General features: G+C 69.7%; 16 protein-coding genes and 1 other RNA gene. 3 read left to right on the top strand and 14 right to left on the bottom strand.

Going from position 1 to position 15,314, the window contains the following annotated elements:
• The first annotated feature begins 5 nt into the window (after positions 1-5).
• Positions 6-378, top strand: an RNA gene (gene rnpB / locus HD599_RS08200) — RNase P RNA component class A.
• On the opposite strand, the gene HD599_RS08195 is transcribed toward rnpB, so the two are convergent.
• From HD599_RS08195 to HD599_RS08185, 3 genes are all read right to left on the bottom strand, one after another.
• Positions 376-846 (bottom strand): GNAT family N-acetyltransferase, encoded by a 471-nt coding sequence (locus HD599_RS08195; protein WP_184235812.1) that lies wholly within the window; start codon positions 844-846, stop codon positions 376-378. The two genes, rnpB and HD599_RS08195, sit on opposite strands and share 3 nt — an antisense overlap.
• A gap of 18 nt (positions 847-864) precedes the next feature.
• Positions 865-1,329, bottom strand: a complete 465-nt coding sequence (locus tag HD599_RS08190; RefSeq protein ID WP_184235810.1) for a DUF2000 family protein — start codon at positions 1,327-1,329, stop codon at positions 865-867.
• 112 nt (positions 1,330-1,441) lie between these two features.
• Positions 1,442-1,834, bottom strand: a complete 393-nt coding sequence (locus tag HD599_RS08185; protein WP_184235807.1) for an SRPBCC family protein — start codon at positions 1,832-1,834, stop codon at positions 1,442-1,444.
• Between the two features lie 51 nt (positions 1,835-1,885).
• Between HD599_RS08185 and HD599_RS08180 the strand changes: the two genes are divergently transcribed.
• On the top strand, positions 1,886-2,245 hold the full coding sequence (locus HD599_RS08180) for a DUF1801 domain-containing protein (protein ID WP_184235804.1): 360 nt from the start codon (positions 1,886-1,888) through the stop codon (positions 2,243-2,245).
• A 15-nt stretch (positions 2,246-2,260) separates the two neighbouring features.
• On the opposite strand, the gene HD599_RS08175 is transcribed toward HD599_RS08180, so the two are convergent.
• From HD599_RS08175 to map, 8 genes are all read right to left on the bottom strand, one after another.
• Entirely contained in the window at positions 2,261-2,944 is a 684-nt protein-coding gene (locus tag HD599_RS08175) for a response regulator (protein ID WP_184235801.1), read from the bottom strand.
• The gene (locus tag HD599_RS08170) at positions 2,941-5,439 is read right to left on the bottom strand and encodes a DUF4118 domain-containing protein (RefSeq protein WP_184235798.1); all 2,499 of its coding nucleotides are present in this window, start codon (positions 5,437-5,439) and stop codon (positions 2,941-2,943) included. Before HD599_RS08170 ends, HD599_RS08175 begins: the two co-directional genes overlap by 4 nt.
• Positions 5,440-5,457: 18 nt before the next feature.
• Complete coding sequence (gene kdpC, locus HD599_RS08165) at positions 5,458-6,066, bottom strand: potassium-transporting ATPase subunit KdpC (protein ID WP_184235795.1); 609 nt, start codon at positions 6,064-6,066, stop codon at positions 5,458-5,460.
• Positions 6,067-6,077: 11 nt separating this feature from the next.
• Positions 6,078-8,189, bottom strand: a complete 2,112-nt coding sequence (gene kdpB / locus HD599_RS08160) for a potassium-transporting ATPase subunit KdpB (protein ID WP_184235792.1) — start codon at positions 8,187-8,189, stop codon at positions 6,078-6,080.
• Positions 8,190-8,192: 3 nt separating this feature from the next.
• Positions 8,193-9,869, bottom strand: a complete 1,677-nt coding sequence (gene kdpA, locus HD599_RS08155) for a potassium-transporting ATPase subunit KdpA (protein ID WP_184235789.1) — start codon at positions 9,867-9,869, stop codon at positions 8,193-8,195.
• Positions 9,869-9,958 carry a K(+)-transporting ATPase subunit F gene (gene kdpF / locus HD599_RS18325; RefSeq protein ID WP_184235784.1) on the bottom strand — a complete coding sequence of 30 codons (90 nt, stop codon included), beginning with the start codon at positions 9,956-9,958 and terminating at the stop codon, positions 9,869-9,871. The genes kdpA and kdpF overlap by 1 nt, the downstream gene beginning before the upstream one ends.
• Before the next feature lie 427 nt (positions 9,959-10,385).
• Positions 10,386-11,147: a polyphosphate--glucose phosphotransferase gene (gene ppgK / locus HD599_RS08145; RefSeq protein WP_184235780.1), complete on the bottom strand. Its 762-nt coding sequence runs from the start codon at positions 11,145-11,147 to the stop codon at positions 10,386-10,388.
• 25 nt (positions 11,148-11,172) lie between these two features.
• A complete protein-coding gene (gene map, locus HD599_RS08140) occupies positions 11,173-12,042 on the bottom strand; it encodes a type I methionyl aminopeptidase (protein ID WP_184235777.1) in 870 nt (289 codons plus the stop codon).
• A 32-nt stretch (positions 12,043-12,074) separates the two neighbouring features.
• Between map and HD599_RS08135 the strand changes: the two genes are divergently transcribed.
• A complete protein-coding gene (locus tag HD599_RS08135; protein WP_184235774.1) occupies positions 12,075-12,251 on the top strand; it encodes a methionine aminopeptidase in 177 nt (58 codons plus the stop codon).
• Between the two features lie 15 nt (positions 12,252-12,266).
• Here the strand turns inward: HD599_RS08135 and panB are convergent, their stop codons facing one another.
• From panB to HD599_RS08120, 3 genes are read right to left on the bottom strand one after another with little or no spacing between them, the layout of a single operon-like run.
• Positions 12,267-13,082 (bottom strand): 3-methyl-2-oxobutanoate hydroxymethyltransferase, encoded by an 816-nt coding sequence (gene panB, locus HD599_RS08130; RefSeq protein ID WP_184235771.1) that lies wholly within the window; start codon positions 13,080-13,082, stop codon positions 12,267-12,269.
• A gap of 22 nt (positions 13,083-13,104) precedes the next feature.
• Positions 13,105-13,551: a hypothetical protein gene (locus tag HD599_RS08125; protein ID WP_184235768.1), complete on the bottom strand. Its 447-nt coding sequence runs from the start codon at positions 13,549-13,551 to the stop codon at positions 13,105-13,107.
• Positions 13,552-13,567: 16 nt separating this feature from the next.
• Positions 13,568-15,298, bottom strand: a complete 1,731-nt coding sequence (locus HD599_RS08120) for an NAD+ synthase (protein WP_184235765.1) — start codon at positions 15,296-15,298, stop codon at positions 13,568-13,570.
• Between the last annotated feature and the right edge of the window lie 16 nt (positions 15,299-15,314).

The following is a 15,314-nucleotide window of genomic DNA, read 5'->3' as shown; positions in this document are numbered from 1 at the left end:
TCGAATGGGTCGGCAAGACGGTCGCGTGGTCTGGTAACAGGCCCCGAGGAACGTCCGGGCTCCGCAGAGCATGGCGGTGGGTAATTCCCACCCGGGGTAACCCGCGAGACAGTGCAACAGAAAGCAGACCGCCGCCGGCTCAGGCCGGAGGTAAGGGTGAAACGGTGGTGTAAGAGACCACCAGCGGCCGGGGTGACCCGGTCGGCTATGTAAACCTCGCCAGGAGCAAGGTCGAACAGGAAGCGTTACGGGTTGCTCGCCCAGTTTCCGGGTAGACCGCTAGAGGCGTGCGGCAACGTACGTCGTAGATAGATGGCCGTCCAGCGCGCGTTTTGTGACGCGCGTGAACAGAACCCGGCGTATCAGCCGGCCCATTCACTCTTCTCGGAACGACTTCTTCATCTGCGTCGCGGTGACCTCGAAGCCGAGCGAATCGTAGAGCTCTTTCGCCCCGGTGTTGTAGCCGAACACGTTGAGGCCGAGAGTCGTGGCACCCAGCTCGCGCACGGCCGATTCGCCCAGTTCGAGGGCGCGGCGCGCGTACCCTTTCCGACGGTGCGCCTCGTCGATCTCGATGTCGAAGACCCACCAGTCGGTGCTGCCGACGGGCAGCGGACCCAGCCACAGGCATCCCACGGTCTCGTCGTCGGCGACGACGTCGAACACCCTGTGGGTGACGAGCGGTTTCCCGTCGGGGAAGTTCTCGGCGCGGGACCGCAGCGCCTTCTCGGTCGCCACCTCGCGGCTCTCGCCCGAGCGCATCCGGGACTCGATGTAGTGCACGTGCCCCTGCTCGATCCAGTCGGCGAGCCGGTCGGCGGGCATGGGAGCGAGTCGGACGGTCATGTCTCCATGGTCGCAGGCTCAGGTGAGCAGCGACAGCCGCTTAACGATCGCGTCGACGGCCTCCCGGTCGCCGACGATGCTCACCGCGCTCACGGCGAGGTCGGCGGGGTGGGTGGTGGCAAGTTCGGCGAGGTAGGCATCGTAGACACGGTTGGTCTGGGCGCTGAGCGGCATGTCGACCACGAGCAGCTCTTCGGCGAGCGCCGCCCGGTTGCGGACGTTCGCCAGCTTCTCGGCGCTGGTCGCGAGTACGGTGCATCCGGCCCACGGCAGGCCCGGGTGTTCGTAGCCGGACGCGTCGACCCCGCCCCGCGCGATGATGCCCTCGACCGCCGCGCCCGTCGTCGCGGAAATGCAGGCGACGGCGTTGACCATTCGTCCGGGCGGGGTATCCCGGTCGACGACGACCACCCACTTCAACCGGGAGGCCCGGGTGGAGTCGGCGGTCTGGATCTCGGTCGGGGTAAAGGCGGGGACGCTCACTGTGGTTCCTCTTCGTACGGGGCTGAGGCATCATGGTAGGCAGACGTCCTCCCGACGTGCGCACCTCCGTGGTCTACGAGCACCTCCGCAACACGCGGATCGCCCCGGCGGACTAGGCCTCGAGCAGCCGCTTCAACGTCGCCAGGTCGGTGACGATGGTCGCGGCATCCGTCTCGAACTCGTCGTCGCTCTCGTCGGCGAACCGCCGCAGCGTGAAGATGACCTCGCTGCCCTCGGGGTGTTCGATCACCCGCATCGGGTTGTAGAACCGCTCGCCGTTCATCACGACTTCGTGGTCGAGCACGCCGAAGTTGTTCGCGGGGGCGAAGGCGATCGTCAGCGTCACCTCGGCCGCCTGGGCGACCCACTCGCCGTCCACGTGCTCGATGCTGTCGCCGATCCCGCTCGCCCACTCCGGCAGATTCTCCGGATCGGCCGCGAACTCGTACACGGCCTCGGGGGAGCGGGCGATGACGGTGCTGAGGTGGAGCGATTCGGTAGCCATTGCCCCAAACTAACCGCCCACGGCATCCGTGTGAACCAGTAGTTTGAGTGAATGGATGGCGCAGCCGCGGTCGACGCGTACATGGCAGAACTCGATCACCCCTTCTCGGCGGAGGTGCAGACGGTCCGCGAGTACATCCTCGCCGCGCACCCGCTGGTCACCGAACGCATCAAGTGGAAGTCGCCGAGCTTCCACGTCGGCCCCGACGACCTCGGCGCGTTCGAGCTGCGGCCCACCGAGTTCCTGCGGCTGATCCTGGTCTTCCCGAACGGGCTCGTCGACGACCCGACCGGCCTCATGCGCGGCACGTGGGCCGACCGACGCGAACTGCGTTTCACCAGTGCCGAGGATGTCGCGGACAAACGCTTCGCACTGCAGCACGTGGTGCGCGACTGGGTGGCCTTGCTCTGAGTTGCTGCCGCGCGCTCAGGCCGCCGCGCCCGGCACAAACCGGTAGCCCATCCCCGTCTCGGTGAGCAGGTGCTGCGGCTTCGACGGTTCGGCCTCGAGCTTCTTGCGCAACTGGGCGAGGTACAGCCGCAGGTAGCCGGTGTCGGTCGTGTACTGCGGCCCCCACACCTCGGTGAGCAGCGTCTCCCGCGTGACGAGCCGCCCGGGGTTGCGCACGAGCACCTCGAGCAGCCGCCACTCGGTCGGCGTGAGGCGCACCGGGGCGCCGGCGCGGGTGACGACGTGCGCGACGAGGTCGACGGTGACGTCGCCGAAGGTCACGACCGGTTCGTCGGTCGCGGCGGGCGTGCGGCGGCCGAGGGCGCGGATGCGGGCGAGCAGCTCGTCGGCGGCGAACGGCTTGGTGACGTAGTCGTCCGCGCCCGCGTCGAGCGCCTCGACCTTGTCGAGCGAGTCGCTGCGCCCGGAGACGACGAGGATCGGCACAGCCGACCAGCCCCGCACCCCCTCGATCACTTCGATGCCGGTGAGCCCGGGCATACCGAGGTCGAGCACGATGATGTCGGGGTGCCCGTCGGCGGCCTGGCGCAGCGCCTCGCGCCCGTCGGACGCCGTGATGACGTCGTAGCCGCGGGCCGACAGGGTGATGCGCAGCGCCCTCAGGATCTGCGGGTCGTCGTCGGCGATGAGGATTTTCACGCGGCATCCGATGTGCTGTTGGCGGGAGGGAGGGCGACGACCATGGTGAGGCCACCGCCCGGGGTGTCTTCGGGTTCGAGCGTACCGCCCATGGCCTCGACGAAGCCCTTCGAGAGCGCCAGGCCGAGGCCCACGCCCGTCGTGTTGTCGGTGTCGCCGAGCCGCTGGAACGGCACGAACACGTCATCGCGGCGCTCGGCCGGGATGCCGGGACCGTCGTCGATGACGCGTAGCTCGACCCGGTCCCCGAACTCGCTCGTCGAGATGACCGGGGCCGTGCCGTCGGGCGAGAACCGCAGGGCGTTGGCGAGCAGGTTGACCACCACCCTCTGCAGCAGGACCGGGTCGGCAGAAACCGGGCGGATGTCGGCGGAGAGCACCAACTGCACGTCGCCGGGCGCGAGGCCGAGCTCGTCGAGCGCGAGCAGCACGATCTCGTCGAGCACCACGGGCTCGAGGGAGACGCCGAGCACCCCGGCCTGCAGCCGTGACGCGTCGAGCAGCTTGGTGACGAGCGACGCGAGGTTGTCGAGGCTTTCCTCGGCGGTCTCGAGCAGGTCGGCGCGGTCCGCTCCCGACAGGGTCACCTCGGTCGAGCGCAGACTCGTGACGGCGGCGGTAGCGGCGGCGAGCGGCCGGCGCAGGTCGTGCCCGACGGCGGCCAACAACGCGGTGCGCAGCCGGTCGGCCTCGGCGATGGGGCGCATGCCCTCGGCCTCCGACACGAGGGAGCGCTGGGCCAGCGCCGCCTCGATCTGGGAGAGGAAGGCCTCGAGGATGCGCCGGTCGGCGGCGGGCAGGTCGGGGCCGCGCAGGTAGAGCGTGGCGTCGGCGCCGAGCGGGAGGGTGGTCTCCACGTCCTCGTCGGAGGCGAGGCTCGCGTCGGTCGCGGTGTAGAGCGGCACGTCCCGGTCGTAGACGATGACGCTGGTCATGCCGAACGCCTCGCGCATTCGCCCGATGAGGGCGTCGAGCGCGTCCTGTCCGCGCAGCACGCTGCCCGCGACCGTGGCGAGCGTCTCGGACTCGGCGATCGCCCGCGCGGCCGCGCGCGACCGCCGAGCGGCCTGGTCGACGACGATGCTCACCAGCACGGCGACGATGACGAACACGAGCAGGGCGACGAGGTGCAGCGGGTCGCCCACGGTGACGGTGTACAGCGGCGAGACGAAGAAGAAGTCGAGGAGGAACCCGGCGAGCAGCGCCGACAGCAGGGCCGGCCAGATGCCGCCGACGAGCGCGACGACGACGACGAAGAGCTGGAAGGCGAGCACGTCGGTCGTGATCGACTCGGCGCTGCGCACCATGCTGAGCAGCCAGGTGATGAGCGGCAGGCCGACGAGGGCGAGGCCCAGGCCGGCGAGGCGGCGGGTGGGGGAGAGCGCCCCGCCGATACGCGGCAGAGCCCGGCGGCCTGCCGAGGCGTGCGAGACGATGTGTACGTCGATGTCGCCGGCTTCACGGATGACGGACGCGCCGTTGCCCGAACCGGTGAGCAGCGCGCTCAGCCAGCCGCGCCGGCTCACACCGATGACGAGCTGGGTGGCGTTGACGCTGCGCGCGAAGTCGACGAGGGCGCGCGGGATCTGCTCGCCCACCACCTGGTGGTAGCTGCCGCCGAGCGTCTCGACGAGGGCGCGCTGCGCTGTGAGGATGCCGGGGTTGATCTCGGCGAGCCCGTCGGTCGTGGTGACGTGGACGGCGAGCAGCTGGCCGCCGGCCGACCGGGCCGCGATGCGCGCACCGCGGCGCAACAGTGTCTCGCCCTCGGCGCCGCCGGTCAGGGCGACGACGACGCGCTCGCGCGCCTCCCACTTGTCGTCGATGCCCTGCTCGGCGCGGTACTTCTGCAGCGCGCTATCGACCTCGTCGGCCAGCCAGAGCAGCGCGAGCTCGCGCAACGCGGTCAGGTTGCCGAGGCGGAAGTAGTTCGAGAGCGCGGCATCCACGCGCGCCGCGGGGTAGACCAGCCCCTCGCCGAGACGGTCGCGCAGCGACTGCGGTGCGAGGTCGACCAGCTCGACCTTGTCGGCGCCGCGCAGCACGGCGTCGGGGATCGACTCGCGCTGCGCGACGCCGGTGATCTTCTGCACGACGTCGTTGAGGCTCTCGATGTGCTGCACGTTGACGGTCGACATCACGTTGATGCCGGCCGCGAGCAGGTCTTCCACGTCGTTCCAGCGCTTGGCGTGCCGCGATCCCGGCGCGTTGGTGTGCGCCAGCTCGTCGACCAGCGCCCACTCGGGTGAGCGGGCGAGCACGGCGTCGAGGTCCATCTCGTCGAGGACGACGCCGCGGTGGTCGACCGCGCGCCGCGGCACGACCTCGAGGCCGTCCACGAGCGCGGCCGTGGCCGCGCGGCCGTGGGTTTCCACGACCGCGACGACCACGTCTCTGCCGGCGGCCTCGAGCCGGCGCCCCTCCTCGAGCATCGCGTAGGTCTTGCCCACGCCGGGTGCGGCGCCGAGCAGCACGAGCAGACGGCCGCGGCTCATCCGACGAGCGCCGTTCGATCAGTCATTTGCGTCCAGGTCTGCGAGGGCCACGTTCAGTTCGAGCACGTTCACGGTGGGTTCGCTCAGGTAGCCGAGGTCCCCACCCTGAATCTTAGACTCGACCAGGTCGGCGACGTCCGACTCGTCCAGCCCGCGCTCCGCGGCGACCCGCGGCACCTGCAGCCGCGCGTACTCGGGGCTGATCGCCGGGTCCAGCCCTGACCCCGACGCGGTCAGCGCGTCCGCCGGCACGGACGCCGGATCGACGTCCTCGAGTGCGGCGACCGCCGCACGCCGTTCCTCGATGGCGGCGACCAGGTCGGCGCTCTCGGGGCCGAGGTTGCTGCCCGAGGAACCCTGCCCGTTGTAGTCGGCGGCCGACGGCCGCGACTGGAACCACTGCGGCAGCGGGGCACCGTCGGCATCCGCGAACGACTGGCCGAGGAGGCCCGACCCGACGGTCGCGCCGTCGACGGTCACGAGCGATCCGTTGGCCGGGCCGGCGAACGCGACCTGCGCGACGCCGGTGACGACGATCGGGTAGAGCACGCCGAGCACGAGGGTGAACACCGCGAGGATGCGTACGGCGACCCAGTATTGGCGGAAGGTTCCGCGTTGAGTAGACATTGTTCGTTTCCTTAGAATCCGGGGAGGAGGCTCACGACGAGGTCGATGAGCTTGATGCCGACGAAGGGCGCGATCAGGCCGCCGATGCCGTAGACGGCCAGGTTGCGGCCGAGCAGCGACGATGCGGAGACCGCGCGGTACCGCACACCCCGCAGCGAGAGCGGGATGAGGGCGACGATGACGATCGCGTTGAAGATCACCGCGGAGAGGATCGCGCTCGACGGCGACCCGAGCTGCATGAAGTTCAACGCGGAGAGGCCGGGGATGGCGGCCGCGAACATCGCCGGGATGATGGCGAAGTACTTGGCCACGTCGTTCGCGATCGAGAACGTGGTGAGCGCGCCGCGGGTGATGAGCAGCTGCTTGCCGATCGCCACGATGTCGATGAGCTTGGTCGGGTCGGAGTCGAGGTCGACCATGTTCCCGGCCTCCTTCGCGGCGGAGGTGCCCGTGTTCATGGCGACGCCGACGTCGGCCTGCGCGAGAGCGGGGGCGTCGTTGGTGCCGTCGCCGGTCATCGCGACGAGGTTGCCGCCCGCCTGCTCGCGCCGGATCAGCGCGAGCTTGTCCTCGGGCGTCGCCTCGGCGAGGAAGTCGTCGACTCCCGCCTCCGCGGCGATCGCCTTCGCGGTCAGCGGGTTGTCGCCCGTGACCATCACGGTGCGGATTCCCATGGCCCGCAGCTCGGCGAACCGGTTGCTGAGCCCCGTCTTGACGACGTCTTTGAGATGGATGACGCCGAGGACACGGGCCGCGCCGGCCGCGTCGCGTTCCGCCACGACCAGCGGGGTGCCGCCGCCCTGTGAGACGTCGGCGATCAGCTCGTCGAGTTCGCGGCGCTGGCTCGGGCCGATCGGGGTCGTCTCCTCGACCCAGGCGATCGCCGACGAACCGGCGCCCTTGCGGACCTGCCGGCCGTCCGGGTAGTCGAGTCCGCTCATGCGCGTCTGCGCGGTGAACGGCACCACGACGGCGTCGTCCACGTCGCGGTGCCCGTAGCCCTGCGCCTCCGCCAACTCCACGATCGACGTGCCCTCCGGCGTCGGGTCGCTGGCGGATGACGCGGCAGCCGCCGCGACGAGGCGGAAACTGTCCACGCCCGCGAGCGGCACGAACTCGCTCGCCTGGCGGTTGCCGTAGGTGATGGTTCCCGTCTTGTCGAGCAGCAGGGTCGTCACGTCGCCGGCGGCCTCGACCGCGCGGCCCGACATGGCGAGCACGTTGCGCTGCACGAGCCGGTCCATGCCGGCGATGCCGATCGCGCTGAGCAGCGCGCCGATCGTCGTCGGGATCAGGCAGACGAGCAGCGCGACGAGCACGGGCAGCGACTGGGCCGCGCCCGAGTAGCCGGCGATCGGGTTGATCGTCACGACGACGAGCAGGAACACGATCGACAGGCTCGCGAGCAGGATATTCAGCGCGATCTCGTTCGGCGTCTTCTGGCGGCTGGCGCCCTCGACGAGCGCGATCATGCGGTCGATGAACGTCTCGCCGGGCTTCGACGTGATGCGCACCACGACCCGGTCGGAGAGCACGCGGGTGCCGCCGGTGACCGCGCTGCGGTCGCCGCCCGACTCGCGCACGACGGGAGCGGATTCGCCGGTGATGGCGGACTCGTCGACCGAGGCGATGCCCCAGACGATGTCGCCGTCGCCCGGGATGAGCTCGCCCGCGGTCACGACGACCGTGTCGCCGAGCACGAGGTCGGCCGAGGCGACCTGTTCCGTGCGGGCGGCGGCGGCCGCGGCATCCGCTGTCTCGTCGTAGCCGACGATACGGGTGGCCATGGTCGCGGTGCGGGTCTTGCGCAGCGCCGAGGCCTGGGCCTTGCCGCGGCCCTCGGCCACCGATTCCGCGACGGTCGCGAAGAGCACGGTGAGCCAGAGCCAGACGGCGATCGACCAGGAGAAGAGCAGCGTGCTCGACGCGGTCGCGGGGTCGTCGGGCAGGCCGAGGGTCTGCGCGAGGGCGAGCAGGGTCGTGAAGACGGCGCCCACCTCGACGATGAACATGACCGGGTTGCGCACCATGGTGCGCGGGTCGAGTTTGCGCAGCGCCCCGGGGAGCGCGTCGACGAGTTGGCGCACGCCGAGACCGGCGGGCGACTGAGTGGTGGTTGTCATGGTTTAGAGCAGACCTTCCGCGAGGGGACCCAGCGCGAGGACGGGGAAGTAGGTGAGCGCGGAGACGATGACGATCACGCCGACGAGCAGGCCTACGAAGAGGGATGTGTGGGTGGGCAGGGTTCCGGCGGTGACCGGGACCCTGTCCTGCGCCGCGAGCGAGCCGGCGAGGGCGAGCACGAAGACGATGGGCAGCAGGCGGCCGAGCAGCATGGCGACGCCCAGCGCGGTGTTGAACCACGGGGTGTTGGCCGTGAGCCCGGCGAACGCCGAGCCGTTGTTGTTGCCCGCGGAGGTGAACGCGTAGAGCACCTCGGAGAAGCCGTGCAGGCCGTCGTTCGCCATGCTCGTGCCGAGCACGTCCTCGCGCACGGGCGGGATCGCGAAGCTGAGCGCGGTCCCGGCGAGCACGATGGCGGGCGTGGTGAGGATGTACAGGCTGGCGAAGGTCATCTCGCGGCGGCCGATGCGCTTGCCCAGGTACTCGGGAGTGCGGCCCACCATCAGACCGGCGACGAACACCGCGATGATGGCCATCACCAGGATTCCGTACAGGCCCGATCCGACACCGCCGGGGGCCACCTCGCCGACCATCATGTTCACCATCGCGACGCCGCCGCCGAGGGCGGTGAAGCTGTCGTGCATGGAGTTGACCGCGCCGGTCGAGGTGAGCGTGGAGAAAGCGCCGAAGATCGCCGAGAGCACGGGGCCGTAGCGGGTCTCCTTGCCCTCCATCGCGCCGCCGGCCGCGGTCGGGGCCGAACCGGCGCCGATCGTCTCCGCGGCCACGAGCAGGGCGATGCTCGCGACGGCGATGACGCCCATCGTGGCGAGCACGCCGTAGCCCTGGCGCTTGTCGCCCACCATGACACCGAAGGTGCGCGTGAGCGACACCGGGATCAGGAACATCAGCACGAGCTGCAGCAGGTTGCTCAGGCCGTTCGGGTTCTCGAACGGATGGGCCGAGTTCGCGTTGAAGAATCCGCCGCCGTTGGTACCCAGCAGCTTGATGGCCTCCTGCGAGGCGACCAGTCCGCCGGGCAGCTGTTGCGCGCCGCCCGCCAGCGTCGCGACATCCTGAAAACCTGCGAGATTCTGGATGACGCCCGTGGCCACCAACAGCACGGCCGAGATCACCGAGAGCGGTAGGAGGATGCGGGTCACGCCGCGAGTCAAATCGACCCAGAAGTTGCCGAGGGTGCCGGTCTTCGCGCGGGCGAATCCGCGCACGAGGGCGACGGCGACGGCGAGCCCGACCGCGGCCGAGACGAAGTTCTGCACCGTGAGGCTCGCGAGCTGCACGGTGTAGCCCATGGTCTGCTCGGGGGAGTAGCTCTGCCAGTTGGTGTTGGTCACGAACGAGATCGCGGTGTTGAAGGCGAGCGACTCCTCGACGGGAGGCAGGCCGAGCGCGAACGGCAGGAGCGCCTGCAGCCGCTGCACGAGGTAGACCGCGACGATGCCGACCGCGCTGAACGCGAGCACGCTGCGCAGGTAGACCTGCCAGCTCTGTTCGGCCGACGGGTTGACGCCGATCAGGCGGTACAGGCCGCGTTCCACGGCCAGGTCGCGGGACGTGCTGAAGACCCGCGCCATGTAGTCGCCGAGCGGGCGGTAGGCGAGGGCGAGGATCAGGATGACGGTGGCGACGACGGCGACGGCCGCCCAGACGGGCGCCATCAGAACCGCTCCGGCTTCACGAGCGCGTACACGAGGTACCCGACGGCGGCGAAGGCCAGGGCGAGGCCGAGAATGCTGAACACGATCACAGCTTCTCGACCCCCCACCCGACGAGGGCGACGATAGCGACCAGCACTATGACGCCGAGGATAAAAGCGATATCGAGCACGAATGCCTCCGGTTGCGAGGGACGGGTGCGCTTCCGAGCGCACACCGGTGGCCGGGGCCACGTAGAGATGCAACACCCGCCGCGCGCCGATCCGACGCGTCCTCACGACTTCCTAACGCCGGGCCGGGGTTCCCTAACGCGCCCCCGACGCGGAGCCCCGCGCACCCCGCTCCGAGCCCGCGTGAATTCGGAAATTCAGGAACTCTGCGGCGCAACGTGAAACGCCCCCGCGATGTATCGCGGGGGCGTTTGCCGTTGGTGTGCGACTCTTCCTGAATTTCCGAAGGGTGGCGCGGGGCGAGCACGATGCGCGGCAGCCGTGCGCAGAGGCGCGGGCGCGGCGCTGCCTAGGCGATGCCGCCCGGGATCTTCACCGCGAGGGCGGCAGCGCCGAGGATGCCCGCGTTGTTGCGCAGCTTGGCCGGCACGATCGGCACGCTCAGGTCGAGCAGCGGCAGGAAGTCCTCGTGGTGCTTCGAGACGCCGCCGCCGACGATGAACAGGTCGGGGGAGAACAGCGCCTCGAGCGTGACGTAGTACTTCTGCAGGCGCTTCGCCCAGCGCTCCCAGCTCAGCTCGTGACGCTCCTTGGCCGAGTAGGCGGCGCGCGTCTCCGCATCCTTGCCCTCGATCTCGAGGTGGCCGAGCTCCGAGTTCGGGATCAGCACGCCGTCGTAGATCATGGCGGTTCCGATGCCGGTGCCGAGCGTGGTCAGCATCACCAGGCCCTGCACGCCCTTGGCCGCGCCGTAGCGCACCTCGGCGAGGCCGGCGGCGTCCGCGTCGTTGACGAAGGAGATATCGCGGCCGAGTCCCTTTTCGAACAGCGCCTCGGCCTCGAGGCCGATCCACTTCTTCGAGACGTTGGCGGCCGACATGGTCTTGCCGTGCCGCACGACGGCGGGGAAGCAGACGCCCACGGGGATCCCGTCGGCCGCACTGCCCAGCTTCGCGATGAGCTCGATGACGGTCGCGAGGATCGCCTCGGGCTCACCGCCCTCCGGGGTGTTGAGCTTTATGCGGTCCGTGATCAGTTCGCCACTGTCGACGTCGACGATGGCCCCTTTGATTCCGGTTCCGCCAATATCGATTCCGAGCGCCGTTGTCATGCCCCCAGCCTAAGGGAACGGGAGACTACGGCAGCGTCAGCACCTCGGCGCCGCGGGCCGTGACGACGAGGGTGTGCTCGAACTGGGCCGTGTAGCTGCGGTCCTTGGTGACGACGGTCCAGCCGTCGGCCCACATCTCCCACTCGGGCGAGCCCCCGAGCGTGAGCATCGGCTCGATCGTGAAGACCATGTTCTCGACGATCTCGTCGTCGAACCGCGGGGCCGAGTCGTAGTGCGGGATGATCAGCCCGGAGTGGAATGCCTCGCCCACACCGTGCCCGGTGAAGTCGCGCACGACGCCGTACTCGAACCTCTTGGCGTACGACTCGATCGCGCGACCGATCACGTTGACCTCGCGGCCCGGCGCGACCGCCTTGATGCCGCGGTTGAGCGACTCCCGCGTGCGGTCGATCAGGTCCGCGACCTCGGGGGCCACCTCGCCGACGACGAAGGTCACGTTGCTGTCGCCGTGCACCCCGTTCTTGTAGGCGGTGATGTCGATGTTGATGATGTCGCCGTCCTGCAGCACGGTGTCGTCGGGGATGCCGTGGCAGACGACCTCGTTGACCGACGTGCAGGTCGACTTCTGGAACCCGCGGTAGCCGAGCGTCGACGGGTACGCGCCGGCCGCGACGACGAAGTCGTGCCCGATGCCGTCGAGCTCGTCGGTGGTGATGCCGGGGCGCACCGCCGCGCCGACGGCCTGGATCGCCTGCGCGGCGATGACGCTCGATTCCCGGATCAGATCGATGGATGACGCGGAATAGACATCCGACCCCGTAAAGGTCTTCGGCGTCTTCCTGCCCACGTACTCCGGACGCGCGATGCCCTGTGGCACGCTCCGCGGAGGTGAGATTCGGCCGGGGATGAGGTGTCCGTTGATGTCGCGAGGCATAAGCTCAACTCTAGTTTCGACAGGAGGCTCTCATGACCCAGTGGTGGTTCAACAACAAGACCGGCGAGGTCGAGGAAGGTCCGCAGTCGCTCGGTTCCGACCGTGACGGCCCGTTCGCCAGCCGTGAGGACGCGGCGAACGCCAAGCAGATCATCGCCGACCGCGCGAAGCAGTGGGCCGAGGAAGAGCGCGAGGCCGAGGAGCGCTAGCCCCTCGGAACCGGCTTACTCCGGGTACTCGTGCTCGGCGGCCGGGTAGGACTCGGTCGCCACGTCCGCGATGTAGGCGGTCGCGGCATCCGTCAGCACCCCGTGCAGGTCGGCGTACTGCTTGACGAACTTGGGCACGCGGCCGTTGCCGAGCCCCGCCCAGTCGGTCCAGACGAGCAGCTGCCCGTCGACGTGGGGGCCGGCGCCGACGCCGATCGTGGGGATGCGGAGTTCCTTCGTCACCTGCGCGGCGATTCCTGACGGCACCATCTCGAGCACGACGGCGAACGCGCCCGCGTCCTCGACCGCGCGCGCGTCGGCGAGCAGCTTCTCCGCGCCTTCTCCGCGGCCCTGGATCATGTGTCCGCCGAGGCCGTGCTCGCTCTGCGGGGTGAAGCCGATGTGCGCCATGACCGGGATGCCGGCCTCGACGATGCGGCGGATCTGCTCGGCGCTGCGCACGCCGCCCTCGAGCTTGACCGCGTGCGCCCCAGTCTCCTTCATAAAGCGGAACGCGGTGTGCAATGCCTCGTCGGGGCTGATCTCGTACGAACCGAAGGGCATGTCGGCGACGACGAACGCGCGCTTGACGGCGCCGGCGACGGCGCGGGTCAGCGGGATGAGCTCGTCGACCGTGACGGGCAGCGTGGTGCCGTGTCCGAAGACGACGTTGCCGGCGGAATCGCCGACGAGCAGGAAGTCGATTCCGGCGGAGTCGAAGATGGATGCCGTGAGCTGGTCGTAGCTGGTGAGCCCGGTGATCTTGATCCCGGCTTCCTTCGCGTTCTGGAAGTGTCTGGTACGAACGCGCTTGACTGCCTGATCTGCCATGGTTTCGAGTTTAGTCCCGGCCTCAGCCGAACAGGATCGGCGTGAAACGCACCGTGTCGAAGGCCAGCACCGCGACGACCAGCACGATGAACGCGATACCCCAGGCGAGCGAGACGGCGGGTCGCGCGCGCGTCGCGACGGCCCGTAGCAGGCCGACGATCCAGAGCAGCGGCAGTACCAAGGCGAGGCCGAAGTCGATGCCGACCGGTTCGCCGCTGAATCCGAAGAAGACGAGGTGCAGCACGGTGTAGAAGGCCATCACGACGAAGACCAGCACGAAGGCGAGGTACATCACGACGACCGCGGGGGTGGTGCGGTTCTGACGAGGGGCTGGCTTCTTCGTCGGGCGGCGCGTGGCGGGACCCGGGGCGGCCCGTCGCGCGGGAGACGAGGCCGCGCGTGTCGCGGGGGATCTCGTCGTCGAGCGGGGTCTGGTCGTCCTGCTCGAGGTGGGGCGCTGCGTGGGCATTCTCAGAAGTGTACGTCTAGTCGTGCGGGTGGTACGTGATCGGCAGGCGGCGGTCGCGGCCGAACGCCATCCCGCTGATTTTGGGGCCGATCGCACCCTGCCGGCGCTTCCACTCCGACCGGTCGACGAGCAGGGTCACGGCGAGCACGGTGTCGCGCTCGTACCCGAGGGCGATGACGTCTTCGGCGCCGAGGGCGCGGTCGATGTAGGCCTCGAGGATCCCGTCGAGGATCTCGTACGGCGGAAGCGTGTCCTGGTCGGTCTGGTCCGGACGCAGCTCGGCCGACGGCGGCTTCTCGATCGAGTTCTCGGGGATCGGCGGGGTCTCGCCGCGCGCCGTCGCCGCCGCGTTGCGCCACCGCGCCAGTTCCCACACGGTGGTCTTCGGCACGTCCTTGATCGGAGCGAACCCGCCGGCCGAATCGCCGTAGATGGTCGAGTAGCCGACCGACAGCTCGGTCTTGTTGCCCGTGGTCAGCACGAGGTGCCCGTGCAGGTTGGAGAGCCCCATGAGGATGATCGCCCGGATGCGCGCCTGCACGTTCTCCGCGGCCGTGCCGGTGAGCTTCAGCTGGGACTCGATGGGCAGCACGAGGTCGGCGATCGGTTCGACCGAGTAGTGCAGGCCGATTCGCTCGGCGAGGTCGTCGGCGTCGGACCGGGAGTGCCCCGAGCTGTAGCGGCTCGGCATGCTGACGCCGTGCACCCGGTGCGCGCCGAGGGCGTCGGCCGCGATCGCCGCGCAGACGGCCGAGTCGATGCCGCCGGACAGGCCGAGGATGACGGAGCCGAAGCCGTTCTTCTGCACGTAGTCGCGCACGCCGGTCACGAGCGCGTTCCACACCTGCTCGCTGTCGTGGGGGAGCAGCGCGATGTCGCGCTCGAGCGGGGGATAGGCGTGGGGTGCGTCGGCGAGTGCCACCCGGGCGACGGCGGGCACGGCCGCGGCGTCGGTCGCGGCATCCGCCTCGATGTCGACCACCAGCAGGTGGGGTTCGAACTGCGGGGCCCTGGCGAGAATGTCGCCCGTGCCGTCGACCACCACGCTGTCGCCGTCGAAGACCAGGTCGTCCTGGCCGCCGACGATGTTGACGTAGGCGACGACGGTGTCGGTCTCCACCGCGCGCCGGGTGACGAGGGGGAGGCGCACCTCGTCTTTGTCGCGCTCGAACGGCGACGCGTTGATGACGACGAGAAGCCCGGCGTCGGCCTCGAGCACGCGGCCGAGCGGGCCGCCGTCGCGCCAGAGGTCCTCGCAGACGATCACCGCGACGTCGACGCCCTTGAGGCGCAGCACGAGCAGCTCGTCGCCGGGGATGAAGACGCGGTACTCGTCGAACACCGAGTAGTTGGGCAGGTGGTGCTTGGCGTAGCGGGCCTTCACATGGCCGTGCTGCAGGACGCTCGCGCAGTTCTGGGCGATCGCCGTGGGGGCGTTGCTCGTGCCCAGCAGCCGCGGCTCGAACGGACCGTCGGGGTGGCCGACGATCACCGGCAGGTCGCCGAGCCCGGCATCCTGCAGCCGCTTGGCGAGGTCGGCGACCGCGACACGCGAGGCCGCGAGAAAACTCGGCCGGGATGCCAGGTCCTCGATCGGGTAGCCGGAGATCGCGCACTCGCCCACCGCGAGCAGGTCGGCGCCCCGGGATACCGCGTCGTGGGCCGCGGCGAGGATCTGCTCGGCGTTGGCCGCGAGGTCCCCCACAATAGGATTCGACTGGGCGAGTGCCAAGCGGAGACGGGGCATAGCCAGTAGCCTAATA

Source organism: Conyzicola lurida, assembly GCF_014204935.1.
In the GTDB taxonomy this organism is placed as follows: Bacteria; Actinomycetota; Actinomycetes; order Actinomycetales; family Microbacteriaceae; genus Conyzicola; species Conyzicola lurida.
Note: the sequence above shows the minus strand (reverse complement) of the source record. Positions and strands in the feature narration are given on the sequence as shown.